Source organism: Streptomyces sp. SCSIO ZS0520, from assembly GCF_025643355.1.
GTDB lineage: Bacteria > Actinomycetota > Actinomycetes > Streptomycetales > Streptomycetaceae > Streptomyces > Streptomyces physcomitrii.
In genome coordinates, this window is sequence record NZ_CP092644.1 from 185,433 (window position 1) to 212,113 (window position 26,681).

General features: G+C 75.2%; 2 protein-coding genes. Both read right to left on the bottom strand.

Annotation, left to right across the window (positions count from 1 at the left end; translation table 11 throughout):
* Positions 1 to 31: 31 nt before the first annotated feature.
* Positions 32 to 11,821, bottom strand: a complete 11,790-nt coding sequence (locus MID12_RS00555; RefSeq protein ID WP_411577036.1) for an SDR family NAD(P)-dependent oxidoreductase — start codon at positions 11,819 to 11,821, stop codon at positions 32 to 34.
* Entirely contained in the window at positions 11,818 to 26,595 is a 14,778-nt protein-coding gene (locus MID12_RS00560; protein WP_263164118.1) for a type I polyketide synthase, read from the bottom strand. The genes MID12_RS00555 and MID12_RS00560 overlap by 4 nt, the downstream gene beginning before the upstream one ends.
* Between the last annotated feature and the right edge of the window lie 86 nt (positions 26,596 to 26,681).

The following is a 26,681-nucleotide window of genomic DNA, read 5'->3' on the forward strand; positions in this document are numbered from 1 at the left end:
GCTGGCCATCTGGGCGCTGCCTCCGGTGGTCTCAGTTGAGGCCGAGTTCGTTCTCGATCAGGGCGAACATCTCGTCGTCGGTGGCCGCGGTGAGCGTGCTGCCGCCCTCCTGGCCCTGCGCTTCCTCGTCGGTCTCGTTCTCGGTCCGGTCGAACTTCCACAGCAGCGAGCGCAGCCGCTTGACGGCCTTCTCGCGCCCCTCGCTGCCCGCGGGCAGGGCGGCGATCGCCGCCTCCCACTCGGACATCGCACCGAGGACCGCGGTGTCCGCCGCCCCGTCCTCGCCGCCCTCGGGCCGCAGTTCGGCGAGCAGGTGCCCGGCGAGCGCGGCGGGCGAGGGGTAGTCGAAGATCAGCGTGGTGGGCAGGCGCAGGCCGGTGGCGGCGCCGAGGCCGTTGCGCAGTTCGACGGCGGTCAGCGAGTCGAAACCGAGGTCGAGGAAGCCCCGTTCGGTGTCGATCGCCGCCGGGTCGGGGTGGGCGATGACGGTGGCGACATGGCCGCGTACCAGGTCGAGCAGGGCGTCCGCGCGCTCCGGTTCGGCGAGCGTGGCGAGCCGCTGCCCGAGCGCGGCGGCACCGGCCGCGGTGGCGGCGGTACCGGCGGCGGCCCGGCGCACGGCGGTGCGCACCAGGCCCCGCAGCGGGGCGGGCAGCCTGCCCGCCTCCGCCTGGTTGCGGAGCGCTGCCGCATCGAGGCGTACGGCGGCGAGCAGCGGCTCGTCGTGCCGGGTGGACTCGTCGAACAGGGCGAGGCCCTGCTCGCTGGGCAGCGGCAGCACCCCGCTGCGGTTCATGCGCGCCAGGTCGGCGCCCGCGAGCCCCTCGGTCATACCGCTCGCCTCGGCCCACTGGCCCCAGGCGAGCGAGACGCCCGGCAGCCCCTGGGCGCGGCGGTGCGCGGCGAGGGCGTCCAGGAAGGCGTTGGCCGCCGCGTAGTTGGACTGTCCCGGGCCGCCGAGGACCCCGGCGACGGAGGAGTAGAGGACGAAGGCGGTCAGGTCCAGGTCGCGGGTCAGCTCGTGGAGGTTGAGCGCGGCGTCCACCTTGGGCCGCATCGCCCGGTCCAGCTTCTGCGGGGTCTGGGCGGCGAGCACCGCGTCGTCGAGGACTCCGGCCGTGTGCACCACCGCACGCAGCGGGCGCGCCCCGTCGATCCCGTCGAGCAGCTTCGCCAGCTGCCCGCGATCGGCAGCGTCACAGGCCACCACTTCGGCCTGCGCACCCAACTCGCCCAGTTCCGCCACGAGTTCGGCCGCACCCGGCGCCTCAGGACCACGACGCGCCGCCAGCACCAGATGCCGCACCCCGTGCTCGACCACCAGATGCCGGGCCACCAACGCACCCAACGTACCCGTACCACCGGTCACCAAGACCGTCCCCGACGGATCCCAAGCCTGCGGAACCGTCAGCACGATCTTGCCCACATGCCGCGCCTGCGACATGAACCGGAACGCCTCCCCCGCACGCCGGATGTCCCACGACCGCACCGGCAGCGGCTTCAGCACCCCCGCCTCGAACAACCCGGCGAGCTCCGCCAGCATCTCCCCGATACGGTCCGGACCGGCGCCCTCGACCATGTCGAAGGCGCGGTAGTCGACGCCGGGGTAGCTCGCGGCGATCTCGGCCGGGTCGCGTACGTCGGTCTTGCCCATCTCCAGGAAGCGTCCGCCGCGCGGCAGCAACCGCAGGGAGGCGTCCACGAGTTCACCGGCCAGGCAGTCCAGGACCACGTCCACGCCCTCGCCGCCGGTCGCCGCGGAGAAGGTCTCCTCGAAGGCCGCGGTGCGCGAGGAGGCGAGGTGCCGCTCGTCCAGGCCGAGGGCGCGCAGGGTGTCCCACTTGCCCTCGCTGGCGGTGCCGAAGACCTCCGCGCCCAGGTGCTCGGCGAGCTGCACGGCGGCCATGCCGACGCCGCCCGCCGCCGCGTGCACGAGGACCTTCTCGCCGCGCCGGAGCCCGGCCAGGTCGACGAGCCCGTAGTACGCGGTGAGGAACACGGTGGGCAGGGCCGCCGCCTGCTCGAAGCTGAGGCCCTCCGGGACGCGGACGACCAGGCGCCGGTCCACCACGGCGAGGGGGCCGAAGGCGCCGCGGATCAGGCCGGTGACCCGGTCCCCGACCGCGAGGCCGGTGACGCCGGGGCCGATCTCGGTGACGATTCCGGCGCCCTCGTTGCCCATCCGGGCGGCCCCCGGGTACATGCCGAGCGCGATGAGGACATCGCGGAAGTTCAGCCCGGCGGCCCGCACGGCGACCCTGATCTCGCCCTCGGCGAGCGGGATCCGGTCCGCCTCGCAGGGCAGGAAGGCGAGGTCTTCCAGGGTCTCGCCGCCGGTGGTGTCGAGGGTCCAGGCGCCACCGGCCGGGAGGGCGGGGGCGGCACCGGGCGCGGAGCCGCGCACCAGGCGCGGGGCGAGCAGCGCTCCCTCGCGGACCGCGAGCTGCGGCTCCTCGGCGGCGGCGAAGACCGCCTCGGGCAGCGGCGTGTCCCAGTCGGCGTCGGTGTCGACGAGGACCAGTCGGCCCGGGTTCTCCGCCTGCGCGGCGCGCACCAGGCCCCAGACCGGGGACTGGGCGAGCGCGGTCACGTCCTCGCCGGAGCGGACCGCCACGGCCCGCCGGGTGCGCACGAACAGGCGTACGTCCGCGAGCTGTTCGGCGGCCAGCCACTCCTGGAGGACGCCGAGCACGGCGGCGGCGGTCTCCCGGGCCGCCTCCGCGCCGGAGGCCGTGGCGCCGGGGACGTCGAGCACGACGGCGCCGGGCGGGGTGGCATCCGCGTCGAGGGCGGCGGTCAGGGCCGCCACATCCGGGTGGCTCGCCCGGTACGGGGCCCCCGGGGCCTCCCCGGCGCCGATCCGCAGCAGGTGCGGGGGCTCGGGGGCGGAGGCGGCGGGAACCGCGGACCAGTCGAGGCGGTACAGGTGCTCGGTGGTGCTCGCGGTGGCCGCGGCGGCGAGCTGCTCGACGGGCACGGCGCGGGTGGCGAGGGACTCCACGCCGAGGACCGGGTGGCCCTCGGGGTCCGCGATGTCGAGGGAGAGGGAGTCCGGGCCGGCCGTCGCCATCCGGACCCTCAGCCGGGAGGCGCCGACGGCGTGCAGGCGCACACCGTTCCAGGAGAAGGGCAGCCGCACCTGTCCTTCCGCCGTCGCCGGCCCGGCGGCTGCGAGCCCGTGCAGGGCAGCGTCGAGCAGGGCCGGGTGCAGAGCGAACCGGCCCGCCTCGTCCTGCTGCGACTCGGGCAGCTCCACCTCGGCGAACACCTGGTCACCGTCGCCCGAGCGCCAGGCCTTGGCCAACCCCTGAAAGGCCGGGCCGTACCCGTAACCGGCCGCGGCGAGCCCCGCATAGAAGCCGTCCAGGTCGACCGGTTCGGCGCCCGCGGGCGGCCAGTTGCCGGGCTCGGCGGGGGCTTCGGGGGCGGGGTGGGTGAGGCGTCCGGCGGCGTTGCGCACCCAGAGGGCGTCGCTCTCCCCCGGCGCTCCGGCCCGGGAGTGCACGGAGACGGCACGGCCGCCGTCCTCCTCGGCGGGGCCGACGAGCACCTGGATCTGCACCGCCTGCCGGGCGGGCAGGACCAGGGGTGCTTCGAGGACCAGCTCGGCGAGGTGCGAGACGCCCGCCTCCTCGCCCGCGCGCAGGGCGAGTTCGACGAAGGCCGTACCCGGCAGCAGCACGGTCCCGGCGACCGCGTGGTCGGCGAGCCAGGGGTGGCTGCTCAGCGACAGGCGCCCGGTGAGCAGGATCTGCCCGCCGTCGGCCGCGGCCACGGTGGCGCCGAGCAGGGGGTGCCCGGTCGCGCCGAGACCGGCGGCGGCCACATCCCCCGCCGGGCGGGCGGGCTTCGGCCAGTAGCGCAGCCGCTGGAAGGCGTACGTGGGCAGCTCGACCGGGCGTGCCGCCTGCCCGGCGGTCAGTGCCGCCCAGTCGGGTCGGATGCCCTTGGTCCAGGCCTCGCCGAGCGCGCCGAGGAAGGTCTCGGCCTCCGGGCGGTCCTTGCGCAGCACCGGCACCAGGAGCCCGTCGAAGGTCTCCGGCAGGCAGTCCCGCGCCATCGCGCTCAGCACGCCGTCCGGCCCCAGCTCCACGAAGCGGGTCACGCCCTCAGCGGCCAGGAAACCGATCGCGTCCGCGAAGCGCACGGCGTGGCGCACATGCTCCACCCAGTACGCGGCATCGAACGCGGTCACCAGCTCACCGGTCAGATTCGACACCACCGGAATCGACGGCGAACCGTACGCCAGCCCCGACGCGACACGCCGGAACTCCTCCAACATCGGCTCCATCAACGGCGAGTGGAAGGCGTGCGAGACGCGCAGCCGCTTGGTCTTGTGACCCGACTCCGCCAACGCCTCCGCGAGTTCGAGAACGGCTGCCTCGTCGCCGGAGACCACGACCGACTCAGGACCGTTCACAGCCGCGATGTCAACACGGCCCTCGAACTCCCCGATACGCGACCGGACTTCGTCCTCGCTCGCCCGTACGGAGACCATCGCGCCACCCTCGGGAAGCGCCTCCATCAACCGACCACGAGCAGCCACCAGCGTGCAGGCATCCTCAAGAGACAGCACACCCGCCACATGAGCCGCCGCCAACTCCCCGATGGAATGCCCCGCCAGGAAGTCCGCACGTACACCGAAGGACTCCACCAGACGGAACAGCGCCACCTCAATGGCGAAGAGCGCGGGCTGCGTCAGACCCGTACGGTCCAACTCCCCACCCTCAGCAGCGAACACACGCTCCCGGAAATCCGCACCGAAACCCGCGCACACCTCATCGAAAGCAGCCGCGAACACCGGCTGCACCGCATACAACTCCCGCCCCATACCCAGGCGTTGCGCACCCTGACCCGAGAACAGGAAGGCCAGCTTGCCGCCGCGGGGGGAGGACTGGGTGAGTCCGGGGGCGCGGGTGCCCTCGGCGAGGGCGGCGAGGGCGGTGAGCAGGCCCTCGCGGTCCGCGGCGGTGACGGCGGCCCGGTGTTCGAGGGCGGGGCGGCCGGTCGTGAGGGAGAGCGTCACATCGGCCGGGCGGAGTGCGGGCCGGGCGCTGACGTGGGCGTGCAGTCGTGCCGCCTGGGCCCGCAGGGCGGACTCGCCCCGGCCGGAGAGCGGCCAGAGGTAGGGGCCCGCGGCGGAGTCCTCGGCCGCTTCCGCCGTCTCGGCGGGCTCCGGGGCGGCCTCCAGGACGACATGGGCGTTGGTGCCGCTGGCGCCGAAGGAGGAGACACCGGCGCGGCGCGGGCGGCCGGTCTCGGGCCAGGGGGTGGCCTCGGTGAGGAGGGCGACCGCGCCCTCGGACCAGTCGATGTGCGGGGAGGGCTCCTCGGCGTGCAGCGTCTTGGGCAGGATGCCGTGCCGCATGGCCTGCACCATCTTGATGACGCCCGCCACACCGGCGGCGGCCTGGGCGTGGCCCATGTTCGACTTGATGGAGCCGAGCCACAGCGGCCGGTCGCCCTCGCGCTGCTGCCCGTAGGTGGCGAGCAGAGCCTGCGCCTCGATGGGGTCGCCCAGGGTGGTGCCGGTGCCGTGCGCCTCGACCGCGTCCACCTCGGCGGGGGTGAGCCGGGCGCCGGCGAGCGCCTGCTCGATGACGCGCTGCTGGGAGGGGCCGTTGGGGGCGGTGAGGCCGTTGGAGGCGCCGTCCTGGTTGACGGCGGAGCCGCGCATCACCGCGAGCACCCGGTGGCCGTTGCGCTCGGCGTCGGAGAGGCGCTCCAGGAGGAGGACGCCCGCGCCCTCGGCCCAGCCGGTGCCGTCCGCGGTGGCGGAGAAGGACTTGCAGCGCCCGTCGGAGGAGAGTCCGCGCTGGCGGCTGAACTCCACGAAGACATTGGGCGTGGCCATCACGGTGACGCCTCCGGCGAGGGCGAGGCTGCACTCCCCCGCGCGCAGCGCCTGCGCGGCCAGGTGCATGGCGACCAGCGAGGAGGAGCAGGCGGTGTCGACGCTGACCGAGGGGCCCTCCAGGCCGAAGGCGTAGGAGAGGCGGCCGGAGATGACGCTGCCGGAGGTGCCGGTGAGCAGATAGCCCTCGGCGCTGTCGGCGGCCTGCTCCACGTGCGAGGCGTAGTCGTGGTACATCACGCCCGCGAAGACACCGGTCCTGCTGCCCTGGAGGCCGAGCGGGTCGAGACCGGCGCGCTCGAAGGCCTCCCAGGTGGTCTCCAGGAGGAGGCGCTGCTGCGGGTCCATGGTGACGGCCTCGCGCGGCGAGATCCCGAACAGCTCGGGGTCGAAGTCGGCGGCGTCGTAGAGGAATCCGCCGCTGCGGGTGTACGAGCTGCCGGGGCGGTTGCCCTCCGGGTCGTAGAGGCCCTCCAGGTCCCAGCCGCGGTCCTCGGGGAAGCCGGAGACGGCGTCCCGGCCCTCGGCGACCAGCTGCCACAGCTCCTCGGGGGTGCTGACCCCGCCGGGGTAGCGGCAGGCCATGGCGACGATGGCGATCGGCTCGTCGCTGCCGGTGGCGGTGGCGGCCGGGGCGGTGGCGGCGGGGCCGCCGGTGGCGAGGAGCGCGGTGAGCAGGTGGCGGGCGAGGGCGCCGGGGCTCGGATGGTCGAAGACCAGGGTGGCCGGGAGCTTCAGGCCGGTCGCGGCGGCGAGGCGGTTGCGCAGCTCGACGGCGGTCAGCGAGTCGAAGCCCAGTTCCTTGAAGGCCTTGTCCGGCTCGATCGCCTCCGGCTCGTCGTGGCCGAGCACGGCGGCGACCAATCCCCGTACGAGGTCGAGGAGTTCGGCTTGCCGGGCCTCGGGGTCGAGCGTGGCGAGGCGGTCGGCGAGGGCGGATCCGGTGCCCTGGGCGCCGTTCTCCACGGCGCGGCGGGACGGCACCCGTACCAGGGAGCGGAAGAGGTGCGGCAGCACCCCGGAGGCGGCGCGGGCGCGCAGTACGGCCTTGTCGAGCGGGACCGTGACGAGCAGGGGCTCGCCGCGGTGGGAGTCGGCCGCGTCCAGGGCGGCGAGGCCCTGCTCGGGGCGGAGCGGGAGGTATCCGGCCCGTGCCGACCAGCCGAGTTCGGCGCTGTCGAGGTGTCCGGGCATGCCCTCGCTCTGCCACAGCCCGTAGGCGAGGGAGACGGCGGGCAGGCCCTCGGCGCGGCGGTGGTCGGCGAGCGCGTCGAGGAAGGAGTTGGCGGCGGCGTAGTTGCCCTGGCCGGGGTTGCCGAAGGCGCCCGCGGCGGAGGAGAACAACACGAAGGCGGTCAGGTCGAGTTCGCGGGTCAGCTCGTGCAGATGCCAGGCGGCGTCGGCCTTGGGCCGCAGCACCCGGGTCAGCTGCTCCTCGGTGAGGGTGGCCGTGGTGGCGTCGTCGAGGACCCCGGCGGCGTGCACGACGGCGCGCAGCGGGCGGTCGGCGGGCACGGTCGCGAGGAGCGAGGCGAGCTGCTCCCGGTCGGCGGCGTCGCAGGCGGCCACGGCGGCCCGGGCGCCCGACTCGGCGAGTTCCGCGACGAGTTCGGCGGCGCCGGGGGTGTCGAGTCCGCGGCGCCCGGTGAGCAGCAGGTGCCGTACGCCGTGCCGGGTGACCAGGTGGCGGGCGAGGAGGGCGCCGAGCGCTCCGGTGCCGCCGGTGATCAGGACGGTGCCCTCGGGGTCCCACTCGGAGCCCTCGCCTCCCGGTGCGGTGCGCACCAGCCGGGGGGCGCGGAACTCCCCTTCGCGCAGGGCGAGTTCGGGCTCCTCGCTGAGCAGGGCCCGGTGGAGTACGGCGGTGGAGGCCTCGGTGCCGTCGGTGTCGAGGAGCTGGATGCGGTCCGGGTTCTCGGTCTGCGCCGAGTGGACGAGGCCGCGTACGGCCGCGAGCGCGAGGTCGGCGGGGCCCTCGCCGGGGGCGGTACGGACGGCGCCCCGGGTGAGCAGCACCAGGCGGGAGGCGGTGAGGCGCTCCTCGGCGAACCAGTCGCGCAGCAGGGCGAGCGTCCGGCGGGTGGCCGTGTGGGCGGCGAGGGCCGGGGAGTCCGCGCCGTCCTCGGGGGTGAGCTCCACCAGGACGTGTGCCGGGGCCGCTTCACCGGCGTCCAACGCGGCCCGCAGCGCGGGCAGTTCGCGCCGGTCGGGGTCCGGGGCGGCCTCGGCGCCGGGGGCGAGGGCGGTCCACTCGACGCGGTGCAGGCTCTCGGCGCCGGTGGTGCCGCGCAGTTGCTCCGCGGAGACCGGCAGCAGGCCGAGGGCGGCGACCTCGGCGAGGGGCGCGCCGGTGGAGTCGTAGAGGCTGACGGAGAGTTCGCCGTCGGCGGTGGGGGCGAGGCGTACCCGCAGGGAGGCGGCGCCGACGGCGCGCAGGCTGACCCCGCTCCAGGCGAAGGGCAGCCGGACGCCGTCCGCCGCCCCGTCGTCGGCGCCGAGCAGGGTGGCGTGCAGGGCGGCGTCGAGCAGGGCCGGGTGCAGGCCGAACTCCTCGGCGTCCTCGCGCTGTTGCTCGGGCAGGGCGACCTCGGCCCAGGTCTCGCCGCCGAGCTGCCAGGCGGCCTTCAGGCCCTGGAAGACGGGGCCGTAGCCGTAGCCGGACTCGGTGGCGCGGGCGTAGAAGTCGTCGAGGGCGAGCGGCTCGGCTCCGGCGGGCGGCCAGACGGTGAGCGGCTCGGGGGCGGTGGCGGGCGGCTCGGGGGTGAGGAAGCCGACGGCGTGCCGGGTCCAGGGGGTGTCCGGCTGGTCGTCCTCGGCGGGCCGGGCGTAGATGCCGAGGCTGCGCCTGCCGTCCTCCTTGGGCTCCCCGACCACGAGCTGGATATGCACGCCGCCCTGGGCGGGCAGCAGCAGGGGTGCTTCCAGGGTCAGTTCGGAGAGCTGGGCGCAGCCCGCCTCGTCCCCGGCGCGCAGGGCGAGTTCGACGAAGGCGGTGCCCGGCAGCAGGACGGTGCCGCTGACGGCGTGGTCGGCGAGCCAGGGGTGGCTCTGCAGCGAGAGCCGCCCGGTGAGCAGGAACTCGTCGCCGTCGGCGACCCGTACGGTGGCGCCGAGCAGCGGGTGGTCGACCGCGCCCAGACCGGCGGCGGCGACATCGCCCGCGGCGGCGCCCACCGGGTCGGCCCAGTAGCGCTTGCGCTGGAAGGCGTAGGTGGGCAGTTCGGGGGCGGTGACCGCGTGGCCGGAGAAGACGGCGGACCAGTCGGGGGTACGGCCGCGCACCCAGGCCTCGGCGAGGGAGGCGAGGAAGCGGCGCGGGCCGCCCTCCTCGCGGCGCAGGGTGCCGAGGGCGACCGCGGACAGCCCGGCGGCCTCGATGGTCTCCTGGACGCCGACGGTGAGCACGGGGTGCGCGCTGGCCTCCAGGAAGAAGCCGTGGCCGCGCTCCAGGAGGGCGCGGATGCCGTCCTCGAAGCGGACGGTGCCGCGCAGGTTGGTGTACCAGTACTCGGCGTCGAGTTCGGTGCCCTCGGCGGCCTTGCCGGTCACGGTGGACAGGAAGGGTACGGAGGCCTTGCGCGGGGTGATGCCCGCGAGGGCGCCGAGCACCGCCGTGCGGATGGACTCGACCTGGGGGCCGTGGGAGGCGTAGTCCACGTTGACCAGGCGGGCGCGGACGCCGTCCGCCTCGCAGGCGGCGCGGAGTTCGGCCAGGGCCTCGGGCTCGCCGGAGACCACGGTGGAGGAGGGGCCGTTGACCGCGGCCAGCGAGATGCGCTCGCCGAAGGGGATGAGCCGGGCGCGTACCGCCTCGGCGGGCTCGGCGACGGACATCATGCCGCCCTTGCCCGCGAGCGCGAGCAGCGCCTTGGCGCGCAGGGCGGAGACCTTGGCGCCGTCCTCCAGGGAGAGGGCGCCGGCGACCACGGCCGCGGCGATCTCGCCCTGGGAGTGGCCGACGACCGCGTCGGGCTCGACCCCGCAGGCGCGCCACAGAGCGGCGAGGGAGACCATCACGGCCCACAGCACGGGCTGGACGACGTCGACCCGGTCGAAGCCGGGCGCGCCCTCGGCGCCGCGCAGCACATCGAGCAGGCGCCAGTCGGCGTGGGGGGCGAGCGCCTTGTCGCACTCGGCCATCCGGGCGGCGAACGCCGGTGAGCTGTCGAGGAGTTCGACGGCCATGCCGGGCCACTGGGAGCCCTGGCCGGGGAAGACGAAGGTGGTCTTGCCCTCGATGTCGGCGAGGCCCTCGACGAGGTGGGCGGCGCTCTGCCCGTCGGCGAGGCGCCGCAGGGTGTCGAGGTGCTCGCCGGTGGCCGCGCCGAGCGAGACCGCGCGGTACGGGAGCGCGGAGCGGGTGGTGGCGAGGCCGAGCCCGAGGGCGGCCGCCGTGGTCTCGGGGTGGGCGGTGCCGTGGGCGTGGACGCGGGCGGCCTGGCCGCGGACGGCCTCGGTGCTGTGCCCGGCGAGCGGCCAGGCCACCGCGGTGTCCGCGGCGAAGGGCGGCAGCGCGGGCGCCTCGGGCGCGGGCCGCCGCTCGTCGGCCTCGGCGGCCTGTTCGAGGATGAGGTGGGCGTTGGTGCCGCTGATGCCGAAGGCGGAGACGGCGGCGCGCCGGGGCCGGTCGAGGGCGGGCCAGTCCTGGTTGTCGGTGAGGAGTTCCACCGCGCCCGCGGACCAGTCGACGTGCGGGGTGGGGGCGTCGATGTGCAGGGTCTTGGGCAGCACGCCCTTGCGCAGGGCCATGGTCATCTTGATGACGCCCGCGATACCGGCCGCCGCCGCGGTGTGCCCGATGTTGGTCTTCAGGGAGCCGAGCCACAGCGGCTGCTCCGCCGGGCGCTCCTTGCCGTAGGTGGCGAGGACGGCCTGCGCCTCGATGGGGTCGCCGAGGGTGGTGCCGGTGCCGTGCGCCTCGACCACGTCGACATCGCGGGGCCGCAGCCGCGCGTGCGCGAGGGCCTGGCGGATGACGCGCTGCTGGGAGGGGCCGTTGGGGGCGGCGAGGCCGTTGGAGGCGCCGTCCTGGTTGGTGGCCGAGCCGCGGACCACCGCGAGCACCCGGTGGCCGTTGCGGCGGGCGTCGGAGAGGCGTTCCAGGACGAGGACGCCGACGCCCTCGCCCCAGCCGGTGCCGTCCGCGCACTGGGCGAAGGCCTTGCAGCGGCCGTCCTCGGAGAGCCCGCGCTGGCGGCTGAACTCGACGAACAGGCCGGGTACGGACATCACGCTGACGCCGCCCGCGAGCGCCATCGAGCACTCGCCCGCGCGCAGCGCCTGGCAGGCCCAGTGCAGGGCGACCAGGGAGGAGGAGCAGGCCGTGTCGACGGTGACCGCCGGGCCCTCGAATCCGTAGTGGTAGGACAGCCGCCCGGAGACCACGCTGCCGGAGGTGCCGGTCAGGGAGTAGCCCTCGGCGCCCTGCTGGGTGTGGCCGCCGACGATGTAGGCGGGGGTCGCGGCGCCCACGTAGACGCCGGTCTGGCTGCCCTTGAGGGAGAGGGGGTCGAGGCCCGCGCGCTCCAGGGCCTCCCAGGAGGTCTCCATCAGGATCCGCTGCTGCGGGTCCATGGCGAGGGCCTCGCGCGGGGAGATCCCGAAGAGGCCGGGGTCGAAGTCGGTGGCGTCGTGGAGGAAGCCGCCGGAGCGGGTGTAGGCGGTGCCCGGGTTGTCCGGGTCCGGGTGGTAGAGCCGCTCCAGGTCCCAGCCGCGGTCGTCGGGGAAGCCGGAGATGGCGTCCCGGCCCTCGGAGACCAGCTCCCACAGGTCCTCGGGCGAGCGCACCCCGCCGGGGTAGCGGCAGGCCATGCCGACCAGGGCGATGGGCTCGCCGGTGCGGTTCTCGGCCTCGGTGAGGCGCTGCCGGGTGTCGTGCAGTTCGGCGGCAACCCGCTTGAGGGACTCGACAAGCTTGTCCTCGTTCGCCATGCGGCGCGTCCTTCCGTTTTCGGCTTGCCGGGTCAGGAGAGCCCGAGTTCGTTCTGGATGAAGTCGAGTACCTCGTCCGCGGAGGCGGATTCGAGCCGCTCGGCGGCGCCTGCCTCGCTCCCCGGTACGGGCTCCTCGGCGGGTGCGGCGGCCTTCCACCGCTGGAGCAGTTCCTCCAGGCGGGCGGTGACCTCCTGGTGCTCCCCGTCGGCGGGGTCGGCGCCGAGGACGGCGTTCTCGAACCGCTGGAGTTCGCCGAGGAGGTCGGCCGGGGTGTCCGGGGCGGCCGCCGGCACCAGTTCGCCGAGCAGATGACCGGCGAGGGTGACGGTGGTCGGGTAGTCGAAGATGAGCGTCGGGGGCAGCCGCAGGCCGGTGGCCGCGCCGAGCCGGTTGCGGAACTCGACGGCGGTCAGCGAGTCGAAGCCCAGCTCCTTGAAGGTGCGGTCGGCGCCGATCGCGGCGGGCGCGCCGTGCCCGAGGACGGTGGCGACATTGGCGCGCACCAACTCCAGGAGCGTGTGCTCGCGTTCGCCCTCCGGCAGCGCCGCGAGCCGCTCGGCGAGCGGGATCTCGGTCGCGCCCGCGGCGGCGGCCGAGACCGTCCGCCGTACCGTCGTACGCACCAACCCCCGGAAGACGCCGGGGAGTTCGCCGGTACGTCCGCGGGCCCTGAGGGCGGCGAGGTCGAGCGGTACGGGTGCGAGCAGCGCCTCGTCCCCGGCCACCGCGGCGTCGAAGAGCCGCAGGCCCTCCGCGTCGGACATCGGCAGGAAGCCGGAGCGACCGAGCCGGGCGAGGTCGGCGGAGCCGAGCCCCGCGGTCATCTCGCTGGACTGGGCCCAGTGGCCCCAGGCGAGCGAGACGCCCGGCAGTCCCTGGGCGCGGCGGTGCGCGGCGAGGGCGTCCAGGAAGGTGTTGCCCGCCGCGTAGTTGGACTGCCCGGCGTTGCCGAGGACTCCGGCGGCCGAGGAGTAGAGGACGAAGGCGGTCAGGTCCAGGTCGCGGGTCAGCTCGTGCAGATGCCAGGCGGCGTCGGCCTTCGGCCGCAGGACCCGGGAGAGGCGTTCGGGGCTCTGGGCGGCGAGGACTCCGTCGTCGAGGACTCCGGCGGTGTGCACCACCGCACGCAGCGGATGTGCCGCGCCGATCCCGTCGAGCAGCTTCGCCACCTGCCCACGGTCACCCGCGTCGCAGGCCACCACTTCGGCCTGCGCACCCAACTCGCCCAGTTCCGCCACGAGTTCGGCCGCACCCGGCGCCTCAGGACCACGACGCGCCGCCAGCACCAGATGCCGCACTCCGTGCTCGACCACCAGATGCCGGGCCACCAACGCACCCAACGTACCCGTACCACCGGTCACCAGCACCGTCCCCGACGGATCCCAAGCCTGCGGAACCGTCAGCACGATCTTGCCCACATGCCGCGCCTGCGACATGAACCGGAACGCCTCACCCGCACGCCGGATGTCCCACGACCGCACCGGCAGCGGCTTCAGCACCCCCGCCTCGAACAACCCGGCGAGCTCCGCCAGCATCTCCCCGATACGGTCCGGACCGGCCTCCATCAGGTCGAAGGCCTGGTAGCGGACGCCCGGGTAGTCGCGGGCGACCTGCTCGGGCTCGCGGATGTCGGTCTTGCCCATCTCGACGAAGCGTCCGCCGCGCGGCAGCAACCGCAGGGAGGCGTCCACGAGTTCACCGGCCAGGCAGTCCAGGACCACGTCCATGCCCTCGCCGCCGGTGGCGGTGCGGAAGCGCTCCTCGAAGGTGCTGGAGCGGGAGGATCCGTAGTGGGCGCCGCCGAAGCCCATCAGGTCGCGCAGGGTGTCCCACTTGCCCTCGCTGGCGGTGCCGAAGACCTCGGCGCCCAGGTGGCGGGCCAGTTGCACCGCGGCCATGCCGACGCCGCCCGCCGCCGCGTGGATCAGCACGCGTTCCCTCGCGCCGAGTCCGGCGAGGTCGACCAGTGCGTAGTAGGCGGTGAGGAAGACCGCGGGCACCGAGGCGGCCTGCTCGAAGGACCAGCCGCCCGGCATCGGGGCGAGCATCCGGGCGTCCGCGACGGCGAGTTGGCCGAAGGAGTGCGGGATCATGCCCATCACCCGGTCCCCCACGGCGAGTCGGCTCACCCCGGGGCCGGTCTCGGTGACCACACCGGCGGCCTCGCTGCCGAGCACGATCTTGTCCGGGTACATGCCGAGCGCCATCAGGACATCGCGGAAGTTGAGTCCGGTGGCCCGTACCGAGACGCGGACCTCGCCCGCGGCGAGCGGCCGCAGGGCCTCCTCGTGCGGCACCAGGGACAGGCTCTCCAGGGTGCCGCCGCCGGTGGTGTCGAGCCGCCAACTCGGGGCGTCCGCGGGCGGGGTGAGGAGTTCGCCGCTGCCGCCACGGGCCAGCCTCGGGGTGAGGAAGCGGCCCTCGCGGACCGCGATCTGGTCCTCCCCGGTGGCGACCGCCGCGAGCACGGACAGGTCCTCGGCGGTGTTCTCGGCGCCCTCGGCGGCGCTCGCCGCGCTCAGGTCGGTGTCGACCAGGACGAAGCGGCCCGGGTTCTCGGTCTGCGCGCTGCGCACCAGGCCCCAGAGCGCGGCATGCGTCAAGTCGCCGACGTCCTCGCCGTGTCGGGCGGCGACGGCGCCGTGGGTGAGGACGACGAGCTTGGTGCCTTCGAGGAGTTCCTCGGCCAGCCAGGCCTGGAGGACGGCGAGCAGGCGCGCGCTCTCGGTGTGGACCGCCTCGGCGGTGACCCCGTTCTCCGCGCGGGGCACCGGCAGCAGGACGGCCGCGGGGGCGCCGGCCTCGCCGCGGGCCGCCGCGAGGAGCTCCGCCACATCGGCGTAGACGGGCGAGCCGTCGGTGCGGTGCGCGGCGGGCAGCTGCTCGCCGAGTACCGCCCAGTCGCGCTCGGGCTCGTGGTCGGCCGTGACCTGCGTCCAGTCGAGCCGGAAGAGGCCCTCCTGCGCGGGAGCGGCCCCCAACTGCCCGGCGGGCACCGGCAGCAGGGTCAGCGAGTCGATCTCGGCGACCGGCAGTCCGGTGGTGTCGGTGAGCGTGACCGAGACACTGCCCTCGGCGGCGCCGCTCATCCGCACCCGCAGGGCGCTCGCGCCCTCGGCGTGCAGGCTGACCCCGCTCCAGGCGAAGGGCAGCTTCACCTCCCCCGCGCCGGACTCGGCGAGGCCGAGCAACACGGGGTGCAGGGCGGCGTCGAGCAGCGCGGGGTGCAGCCCGAACTCGGCTGCCTCCTCCTGCTGTTCGGGGGCGAGCGCCACCTCCGCACAGAGGTCCTCGCCGTCCCGCCAGGCCGCCTTCAGGCCCTGGAAGGCGGGGCCGTAGCCGTAGCCGGAGTCGGCGAGCCGCTCGTAGAAGCCGTCCAGCGGGACCGCCTCGGCGCCCGCGGGCGGCCAGGCGGCAGCCTCGGCGGCGGGGGCCGGGCCCTGCGGGGCGAGGGTGCCGCTGGCGTGCCGGGTCCAGGTGCCCTGGCCGTTCTCGGGGCGGGCGTGGATCTCGACACTGCGGGTGTCCGCCGCCTCCCCTTCGGGGCCGGTGCCGACCACGACCTGGAGCTGTACGGCGCCCTGCGCGGGCAGCACCAGCGGTGCCTCCAGGGTGAGTTCGGCCAGGCGGCCGAGTCCGGCCTCCTCCCCGGCGCGCAGCGCGAGGCCGACGAAGGCGGTGCCCGGCAGGAGCACGCTGCCGCCGACCGCGTGGTCGGCGAGCCAGGGCCGGGTCCCCGCCGCGACCCGGCCGGTGAGCACCAGTCCCTGGCCGTCCGCGAGGTGCACGGCGGCGCCGAGCAGCGGGTGCCCGGCGGCGGCCAGCCCCAGTCCGGCGGCGTCCGAGGCCCCGGCGACCGGCGCCAGCCAGTAGCGCTCGTGCTGGAAGGCGTACGTCGGCAGGCTGACCCCGGTGCTCTGCTCCGGCCCGTAGCGGGCGGACCAGTCGACGTCCACGCCGCGGGTCCAGGCCTGGGCGAGGGCGTCGAGGAAGGCCTCCGGCTCCGGGCGGTCCTTGCGCAGGACGGGCAGCAGCAGGGTCTCGGGGTCCGTCAGGGTCTCCTGCGCCATCGCGGTGAGCACACCGTCGGGGCCCAGCTCGACGAAGCGGGTCACGCCGCGGGAGGCGAGGAAGCCGATGCCGTCGGCGAAGCGGACCGCGCGGCGCACATGCTCCACCCAGTACGCCGCGTCGAAGGCGGTGACCTGTTCACCCGTCAGATTCGAGACCACGGGGACCGAGGGCGCCTGGTACGTCAACTCCTCGGCCACCCGCCGGAACGCGTCCAGCATGGGTTCCATCAGCGGGGAGTGGAAGGCGTGCGAGACGCGCAGCCGCCGGGTCTTGCGGCCCGCCTCGGCGAGGCGTCCGGCGATCTCCTCGACCGCCGCCTCCTCACCGGAGAGGACCACGGACTCGGGGCCGTTGACCGCGGCGACGTCCACCCGGCCGGTGGACTCCGCGAGGTGCGCGCGTACTTCGTCCTCGGTGGCGCGCACCGAGACCATCGCGCCGCCCTCGGGCAGCGCCTCCATCAACTGCCCGCGCGCGGCGACCAGGCGGCAGGCGTCCGGCAGCGAGAGCACGCCCGCGACATGGGCGGCGGCCAGCTCGCCGATGGAGTGCCCGGCCACGAAGTCGGGCCGTACGCCCAGGGATTCGACGAGGCGGAAGAGCGCGACCTCGATGGCGAAGAGGGCGGGCTGGGTGGTGCCGGTGCGGTCGAGTTCCTCCTGCCGGGCGGTGAAGATCCGCTCCCGCAGGTCCTCGCCGAAGGCGGCGCAGACCTCGTCGAAGGCGGCGGCGAACACCGGCTCGGCGGCGTACAGTTCGCGGCCCATCCCGGCGCGCTGGGCGCCCTGGCCGGAGAAGAGGAAGGCCAGCCGCCCCTGGGTCGCGGGGAGTTGGCCCTGCCGCAGGCCCGGCGCCTCCTCACCGGCGGCGAGCGCGCGCAGCGCGGCGAGCTGGCCCTCCAGCGAGTCGGCGGTGACGACGGCGCGGTGCTCCAGGGCGGAGCGCCGGTGCACCAGTGCGGAGGCGGTGGCGGACAGACCGGTGCCCGCGTCCGCCCAGTCGGCGAGCCGCCCGGCCTGGCCGCGCAGGGCGCGCTCGCCGCGGGCGGAGAGCGGCCAGGCGACGAGCCCGGCTGCGGTTCCGGACTCGGTTCCGGCTACGGGGGCCTCGGCGGCGGGCGCGGCCGGGGCCTCTTCGAGGACCACATGGGCGTTGGTGCCGCTGATGCCGAAGGAGGAGACGGCGGAGCGGCGCGGGCGGCCGGTCTCGGGCCAGTCGACGCCCTCGTCCAGGAGCCGCACGGCGCCGGACTCCCAGTCGACCTCGGGGGTGGGCACCTCGGCGTGCAGGGTGCGGGGCAGCTTCCCGTGCCGCATGGCCTGCACCATCTTGATGACCCCGGCGACACCGGCGGCGGCCTGGGCGTGGCCGATGTTCGACTTCAGCGAGCCGAGCCACAGCGGGGACCGCCCCGCGCGCTCCTTGCCGTAGGTGGCGAGCAGGGCCCCCGCCTCGATGGGGTCGCCCAGGGTGGTGCCGGTGCCGTGCGCCTCCACCGCGTCGACCTCGTCCGCGCCGAGGCGGGCGTTGGCGAGGGCCTGCCGGATGACGCGCTGCTGGGCCGGGCCGTTGGGCGCGGTGAGGCCGTTGGAGGCGCCGTCCTGGTTGGTGGCCGAGCCGCGCAGCACGGCGAGGACCTGGTGGCCGTTGCGGCGGGCGTCGGAGAGGCGTTCGAGCAGGACCAGGCCGACGCCCTCCGCCCAGCCGGTGCCGTCCGCGTCGGCGGCGAAGGACTTGCAGCGCCCGTCGGCGGCCATGCCCCGCTGGCGGCTGAACTCGACGAACACCCCGGGGGTCGCCATCACGGCGACGCCCCCGGCGAGCGCCATCTGGCACTCGCCCTGCCGCAGCGACTGCGCGGCCAGGTGCATGGCGACCAGCGAGGAGGAGCAGGCGGTGTCCACGGTGACCGCGGGGCCCTGGAGGCCGAAGGCGTAGGAGACGCGGCCGGAGACCACGCTGCCCTGGGTGCCGGTGAGGCCGTAGCCCTCCACCCGCTGGGCGTTCTCCTCCACCCGGAAGGCGTAGTCGTGGTGCATGGCGCCCGCGAAGACGCCGGTGCGGCTGCCGCGTACGGCGTCCAGGCCGAGCCCGGCGCGTTCGAAGAGCTCCCAGGAGGTCTCCAGGAGGAGCCGCTGCTGCGGGTCCATCGCCAGCGCCTCGCGCGGGGAGATCCCGAACAGCTCGGGGTCGAAGTCCCCGGCGCCGTACAGGAATCCGCCCTCGCGGGCATAGCTGGTGCCGAGCTTCTCGGGGTCCTGGTCGAAGAGGGTGTCCAGGTCCCAGCCGCGGTCGGTGGGGAAGCCGGAGACGGCGTCCCGGCCCTCGGCGACCAGCTCCCACAGGTCCTCGGGCGAGGCGACGCCGCCCGGGTAGCGGCAGGCCATCGCGACGATCGCGATCGGCTCGCCGGTGCCGCCCTGCACCGGGGTGTCCGGCAGCTCGGCGGGCGCCGCGGCCTCGGCGCCGAGGAGTTCGCCGCGCAGGAAGCGGGCGGCCGCGGTCAGCGTGGGGTGGTCGAAGATCAGGGTGGCGGGCAGCCGGATGCCGGTGGCGGCGCCGAGCTGGTTGCGCAGCTCGACCGCGGTGAGCGAGTCGAAGCCGAGCGCCTTGAAGGCCCGGTCCGCGCTGATCGCCGCGGGGTCTCCGTGGCCGAGCACGGCGGCCACCGACTCCCGTACCAGATCGGTGAGTTCGCGCTCCTGCTCGGCCTCGCCGAGCGCGGCGAGGCGCCGGACCAGGGCGGAGGACCCGTCCTCGGCGGCGCCCGTCTCTACGGTGCGCCGGGCCGGAACCCGCACCAGTGAGCGGAAGAGCCCGGGCAGCAGTCCGGCGGCGGCGCGCCCGCGCAGGGTCGCCGTGTTCAGGCTGACCGGTACGAGGAGGGCCTCGCCCGGGGTGCGCAACGCGGCGTCGAGGAGGGCGAGTCCGTGGTCGGAGGCGAGCGGCTGGATGCCGGCCCGGCTCATCCAGCCGAGGTCGCCGTCCTCCAGGTGGGCGAGGAGACCGCTGGCCTCCTGCCACAGGCCCCAGGCCAGGGAGGAGGCGGGCAGGCCCTCGGCGTGGCGGCGGTGGGCGAGCGCGTCCATGAAGGCGTTGGCGGCGGCGTAGTTGGACTGGCCGGGGTTGCCGAAGACGCCCGCGATGGAGGAGAAGAGCACGAAGGCGGTCAGGTCCAGGTCGCGGGTCAGCTCGTGCAGGTGCCAGGCGGCGTCGGTCTTGGGCCGCAGCACCGCGTCGAGGCGTTCCGCGCTCAGCGCGCCGACCATGCCGTCGTCGAGCACCCCGGCCGCGTGGAAGACACCGGTGAGCGGGTGCGCCTCGGGGATCCGGTCGAGCAGCGCGGCCAGTTCCCCGCGGTCGGCCGCGTCGCAGGCGACCACCTCGGCCTCGGCGCCCAGTGCGGCGAGCGAGTCGGCCAGGGCGGCGGCGCCGGGCGCCTCGGGTCCGCGGCGGCCCGTCAACAGGAGCCTGCGGACGCCGTGTTCGGTGACCAGGTGGTGGGCGAGGAGGGCGCCGAGGGTGCCGGTGCCGCCGGTGATCAGGACGGTGCCCTCGGGGTTCCAGCGCGGGCGGGCGGCGGGCTGCCCGGCGCTGCGGGACAGCCGCGGCACCAGCAGCGCCTTGTCGCGCACCGCGAGCTGGGACTCGCCGGTGGCCAGCGCGGCGGGCAGATCGCCGCCGGTGCTGTCCCAGGGGTCGCGGTCGAGGAGGACGAAGCGGTCCGGGTTCTCGGACTGGGCGGAGCGCAGCAGTCCCCACAGCGGCGCGTGCACCAGGTCGGTGACGTCCTCCCCGGCGCGTACGGCCATGGCCCCGCGGGTGACGACCGCCAGCCGGGACCCGGCGAACCGGTCCTCGGCGAGCCAGTCCTGTACGAGGGCCAGCATCCCGGCGGTGGCCGCGCGGGCGCGCTCGGCGAGCAGGCCCGGGTCCGCGACCTCCTCGGGTTCGCGGGCGACCACCACGACCGGCGGCACGGCCATGCCCTCGTCGAGGGCGGCGGTGAGCGCGGCGAGGTCGGGGAAGGCGCTGCCGCCGATCTCGGCCCAGTCGGCGGGCGCGCCACCGCCCGCGGGCACCGGCGACCACTCGACGCGGTAGAGCCCCTCGCGCGCGGCCCCGCCGGTGAACTGCTCGGCGGCGACCGGCCGCAGCACGAGCGAGTCGGCCGAGGCCACCGGGCGGCCCTCGGTGTCGGTCACCAGGAGGGAGACCGTGTCGGTGCCGAGCGAGGTCATCCGCAGCCGCAGCGCGGCGGCCCCGACGGCGTGCAGGGTCAGCCCGCTCCACACGAAGGGCAGCCGGACCCCGGCGTCCTCACCGCGCGCGGCGCGCAGCAGCTGCTCGGCGTGCAGGGCGGCGTCCAGAAGCGCGGGGTGCAGCCCGAACTCCGCTGCCTGCTCCCGCTGTTCGGGCGCGAGCGCCACCTCGGCGAAGATCTCCTCGCCGCTTCCCCAGGCCTTGTGCAGGCCCTGGAAGGCGGGCCCGTAGCCGTAACCGGCCTCGGCGGTACGGGCGTAGAAGTCGCCGAGGTCCAGCGCCTCGGCCCCGGCGGGCGGCCAGGCCTCCAGCGTCTGGGGACCGTGGGTACCGGCGGGCGCGAGGAAGCCCAGGGCGTGCCGCACCCAGGTCTCCTCCGCCTCCTCGGCCTCGGCCCGGGAGTGCACGGAGACCTGGCGGCGCCCGGAGGCGTCGGCGGGACCGACACCGACCTGGAGCTGCACCCCGGAGTGCTCCGGGAGCAGCAGCGGTGCCTCCAGGGTGAGTTCCTCCAGGTGCTCGCAGCCCGCCTCGTCCCCGGCGCGGACCACCAGCTCCACGAAGGCGGTGCCCGGGAGCAGCACGCTCCCCATGGCGCCGTGGTCGGCGAGCCAGGGGTGCGTCTTCAGGGAGACCCGGCCGGTCAGCAGGTACTGATCGCCCTCGGCGAGGCGTACGGCGGCGCCGAGCAGCGGGTGCCCCGGCGCGCGGAGACCGGCGGAGCCGACATCGGCGGCGGAGGCGTCGGCCATGTCCAGCCAGTAGCGCTCGCGCTGGAAGGGGTAGGTGGGCAGCACGGGCCCCAGATCACGTACCGGCTCCGGCAGCACCGCGGTCCAGTCGAGGGCGACACCCCGGGTCCAGGCCTCGGCGAAGGAGGTCAACACCCGCCGGAGACCGCCCTCTTGGCGCCGCAGCGTCCCCTGCGCAAGCACCTCCACACCCACATCGTCAGAGGTCTCACTGATGCCGTACGTCAGCACCGGGTGCGCGCTCGACTCCACGAACACATCGAAACCGTCGGCGATCAGCGCACGTACGACCGGCTCGAAGCTCACCGGACGACGGCAGTTCTCGAACCAGTACGAAGCATCCAACTCGGCGCCGCTCAGCACCTCGCCGTTGACCGTCGAGTACAGCGGAACGGAGCCCTCGCGCGGCTGCACGAACGACAGCAGATCGAGGATCCGCTCGTGCAGCGGGTCCACCTGAGCGCAGTGCGAGGCAACCGTGGAGCCGATCACCTTCGCCCGGACACCCTCGGCCTCCAACTCGGCCACCAACTCTTCCAGAGCGGCCACTTGACCCGCGACCGTCACCGAACGCGGACCATTGTTCCCCGCGATCGACAACACCTCAGCGTCACCGTTGAAGCGCGCGATACGCGCCTCAACCTCAGCCGCAGGCAAGGAAACCGACGCCACCGCACCCTTGCCGACCAACTCGTCCGCGAACAACTGCGAACGCAGCACCACCACTTGAGCAGCATCCTCAAGCGACAACGCACCCGAGACCGCAGCAGCCGCGATCTCACCCTGCGAGTGACCGACGACGGCGTCCGGGACGACCCCGACCGACTGCCACAGCGCGGCCAGCGACACCATCACGGTGAACAGCACCGGTTGGAGGATCTCGATGCGGTCGAGCGACGGAGCCTCGTCCGCACCCCGCACGACCGACTCCACCGACCAGTCCACGTACGCCTCGACAGCGCCCGCGACTTCCGCGAACCGCGCCGCGAACACCGGGGAGGAGTCCAGGAGTTCGACCGCCATACCGGCCCACTGCGAACCCTGACCCGGGAAGACGAACACCGTCTTGTTGCGAGGGGCGGCGAATCCGCGGACCGCCGGGCGTTCCAGGGCGGTGAGGAGTTCGGCGTGGGAGTCGCCGATCGCGGCGGCGCGGTACTCGAAGGCGGTGCGGGAGGTGGCGAGGGCGGAGGCCAGGGCGAGGGCGTCGGGGTGATCGGCGGCGAAGGCGGCGAGGCGGGCGGACTGGACGCGCAGGCCCTCCTCGCTGCGGGCGGAGAGCAGCCAGGGCAGCGGCCGGTCCTGCTCCGGAGTCCGCACAGGGGCCGACTCGGCCTCGGCCGGGGCCTCTTCGAGGATGAGGTGGGCGTTGGTGCCGCTGATGCCGAAGGAGGAGACACCGGCCCGGCGGGGGCGCTCGCCGCGCGGCCAGGGCGCGGGCGCGTTCAGGAGCTCCACGGCGCCCGCCGACCAGTTGATGTGCGGGGAGGGTTCGGCGGCGTGCAGGGTCTGGGGCAGGGTCTCGTTCTGGAGGGCGAGGACCATCTTGATGACGCCGGCGACCCCGGCGGCCTGCTGGGTGTGGCCGATGTTCGACTTCAGCGAGCCGAGGCGCAGCGGAAGGCTCTCGCCGCGCAGGGTGCCGTAGGTGGCGAGCAGGGCGTGCGCCTCGATGGGGTCGCCCAGCTTCGTACCGGTGCCGTGGGCCTCGACCGCGTCGACGGAGTCGGCGGTGACGCCCGCGTTGGCCAGGGCCTGGCGGATGACGCGCTGCTGGGAGGGGCCGTTGGGCGCGGTCAGGCCGTTGGAGGCGCCGTCCTGGTTGGTGGCCGAGCCCCGGATGACGGCAAGGACCTGGTGGCCGTGGCGGCGGGCGTCGGAGAGCTTCTCCAGGAGCAGGACGCCCGCGCCCTCGGACCAGCCGGTGCCGTCGGCGGAGGCGGCGAAGGACTTGCAGCGGCCGTCGGCGGACAGGGCGCGCTGGCGGGTGAGCTCGACGAAGATGCCGGGGGTGGGCATGACGGTGACGCCGCCCGCGAGGGCGAGGGAGCACTCGCCCTGCCGCAGGGACTGGGCGGCCAGGTGCAGGGCGACCAGGGAGGCCGAGCAGGCGGTGTCGACGGTGACGGCGGGCCCGGTCAGGCCGAGGGTGTAGGCGATGCGGCCGGAGGCGACGCTCGGCGTGCTGCCGGTCATCAGATAGCCCTCGGTGGTCTCCGTGCCCTCGTGCAGGCGGGGCCCGTAGTCCTGGAAGGTGGCGCCGACGAAGACACCGGTCTGGGTGCCGCGGAGGGCGGCCGGGTCGATCCCGGCGCGCTCGACGGCCTCCCAGGAGGTCTCCAGGAGGAGCCGCTGCTGCGGGTCCATGGAGGTGGCCTCGCGCGGGGAGATGCCGAAGAAGGCGGGGTCGAAGCGGGTGGCGCCGCCGAGGAAGCCGCCCTCGCGGACGTAGTGCTTGCCGGGCTGGGTGCCCTCGGGGTCGTAGAGGCCCTCCAGGTCCCAGCCGCGGTCGGTGGGGAAGGCGCCGATGACGTCGCGGCCCTCGGCGAGCACGCTCCACAACTGCTCGGGGGTGTCCACGCCGCCGGGGAAGCGGCAGCTCATGGCGACGATGGCGATGGGCTCGTCGCCGGCCGACACGGTGGGGGCGAGGGCGGTCTCCTCGCCGCCGCCGAGGGCGAGTTCGCGCAGGTACCCGGCGAGCGCCAGCGGGGTCGGGTAGTCGAAGAGCAGGCTGCTCGGCAGGGCGAGGCCGGTGGCGGCGGAGAGCCCGTCGCGCAGTTCGACGGCGGTCCAGGAGTCGAAGCTCAGCTCGTGGAAGGTGCTGCGCAGGTCGATCTCGTCGGTGGGGTCGAGCCGCAGCACGGTGGCGATGTGCTCGCGCAGCAGGCGGTGCAGGCTGCGGTCCTGCTCGGCGGCGGAGAGGGCCCCGAGCCGCTCGCGCAGGGCGGAGCCGGGCCGGTCCTCCTCGATCGCCTCCGGGGCGGGGGCGGCGGCCCGGGGCGCGGCGGGGGCGGGACGGGCGGTGCCGGTGGTGTCGATCCAGTGGCCGCGGCGCTGGAAGGCGTAGGTGGGCAGGGCGATGTGGCCCGGCTCGGCGGGCCCGTAGAGCGCGTCCGGGTCCAGGTCGATGCCGACGGTGTGCATCCGGGCGAGCGCGGCGGTCAGGGCCTCGGCCTCGGGGGTGCGGGTGCCGCGCTGGACGGGGACGAAGGCCGATTCGGGGTCGGCGCACTCGCGGCCCATCGAGGACAGGGCGCCGTCGGGGCCGATCTCGACGTAGCGGGTGACTCCGGCGGCCTCCAGGGCGGCGATGCCCTCGGCGAAGCGGACGGCGCCCCGGACGTGGCGCACCCAGTAGTCGGCGGTGCCGATCTCCTCGTCCGCGACGGGCTGTCCGGTGAGGTTGGAGACGACGGGCAGGGTGGCGGGCCGGTAGGTCAACTCCTCGGCGACGCCGCGGAATGCGTCGAGCATGCCGTCCATGTGCGCGGAGTGGAAGGCATGGCTGACGCGCAGCCGCTTGGTCTTGCGGCCCTGGGCCGCGAAGTGGGCGGCGGCCTCGTCGACCGCGGCGGCGTCGCCGGAGACGACGACCGCGCGCGGCCCGTTGACCGCGGCGAGGTCCAGGCGTCCGCCGTGCTCGTCGAGGAGCGGCGCGAGTTCCTCCTCGGTGGCCTCCAGGGCGGCCATGGCGCCGCCCTCGGGGAGCGCGTCCATCAGCCTGCCGCGGGCCGCGACCAGGCGGGCGGCGTCGGCGAGGCTCAGCACCCCGGCGACATAGGCGGCGGCGAGTTCGCCGATGGAGTGCCCGACGAGGAAGTCGGGGCGGGCGCCGAGGTGTTCGAGGAGCCGGTACAGGGCGACCTCGAAGGCGAACAGGGCGGGCTGGGTGTACGCGGTGCGGTCCAGCAGCGCGGCCTCGGGGCTGTCCGCCCCGGCGAAGGCGATCTCGCGCAGCGGGCGGTCGAGCAGCGGGTTGAGTACGGCGCAGACCTCGTCGAAGGCGCGGGCGAACTCCGGTTCCGCGGCGTGCAGTTCGCGGCCCATGCCGGGGCGCTGGCTGCCCTGGCCGGTGAAGAGGAAGGCGGTGGCCCCGGGCAGGGCGCGGCCCTGGACGAGCTGGGCGCTGCTGTTGCCGTCCGCGAGGGAGCCGAGCCCGGCGAGCAGCTCGGGCAGCTGGTGGCCGAGGACGACGGCGCGGTCCTTGTGCGCGGTACGGGTGGTGGCGAGCGCGCGGGCGACGGCGGCGGGCGGATGGCCGGGCTCGGCGGCGAGGTGCGCGGCGAGCCGGGCGGCCTGGGCGCGCAGGGCCTTGTCACCGCGGCCGGAGACGGGGAAGAGGAGGTGGCGGGCCGGGGCGGGGGCGCCCTTCGGCTCGGGGGCGGCGGCCGGGGCGGGGGCCTCGCCGAGGACGACATGGGCGTTGGCGCCGCCGAGTCCGAAGGAGCTGACCCCGGCGATCAGCGGCTGCTCGGGGGCGGGCCAGGGGCCCCTGCGGTCCTGGACACGCAGGCCGAGGGCGGGCAGGTCGATGGCCGGGTTGGCGGCGCGGAAGTGCAGGCTCGGGGGCAGTTCGCGGTGGCGGATCGCGAGGGCGGCCTTGACCAGCCCGGCGATCCCGGCCGCGGCCTCCAGATGGCCGATATTGGTCTTCGCGGAACCTACGGCGACCGGGGCCGACTCACCGCGTCCCTCGAAGGCGGCGCCGAGGGCGGTGGCCTCGACGGGGTCGCCGACCGGGGTGCCGGTGCCGTGCAGTTCGACGTACTGCACCTGGTCGGGGCTCTGACCCGCGGCCGCGAGGGCGTGCCGTACGACCTCGGTCTGGGCCTCGGCGCTGGGCACGGTCAGTCCGTCGGTGGCGCCGTCGTGGTTGACGGCGCTGCCGAGGATCACGCAGTGCACGCGGTCGCCGTCGGCGAGGGCGGCGTCGAGCGGCTTGAGGACGACGACGCCGCCGCCCTCGCCGCGCACGAAGCCGTCGGCCCGCTCGTCGAAGGTGTGGCAGCGGCCGCTCGGGGAGAGCCCGCCGAAGCGGGCGGTGATCTCCGAACTCGCCGGGTCGATACGGAGGTTGACGCCTCCGGCGAGGACGAGGTCGGCCTCGCCGGAGAGCAGGGCCTGGCAGGCGAGGTGGACGGCGACCAGGGAGGAGGACTGCGCGGTGTCCACGGTGAGGCTGGGGCCGCGCAGGCCGAGGGTGTAGGAGACGCGGTTGGCGATGACGCCGCGGTTGAGGCCGGTGAAGGTGTGCTGGGTGACGGCGGGGTCGCCGTGGCGCTTGACGAGGGCCGCGTAGTCGTCCCAGATGGCGCCGACGTAGACACCGGTGGCGGAGTTCTTCAGGGCGCCGGGAAGGGTGCCCGCGTCCTCCAGGGCCTCCCAGACGAGTTCGAGGACGAGCCGCTGCTGGGGGTCCATGGCGGCGGCCTCGCGCGGGGAGATCCCGAAGAAGGCGGCGTCGAAGGCGTCGATGCGGTCCAGGAAGCCGCCGCGCGCGCCCGCCCCTTCGGCGCCCTCGGGCACGGCCGCGCGCCGCGCCTCGGGCACCTCGGTGACGGCGTCGGTGCCCTCGCTGAGCAGCCGCCAGTAGGCGCCGGGGCCGTCCGCCTGGGGGAAGCGGCAGGCCATGCCGACGACGGCGACCGGTCCGGTGCTCCGGTCAGGTGTCCGCGCAGCCCGAGGCGCCTGCCGTGAATTCACCGGGTCAGCCACGATGTCCCCTTCGCCGTTACTCCTGAATTCGCCCTCGGGGAATCCGCCGCTGCGGCGGGCCGAGAACCGGGGGAATTCACCGCGAC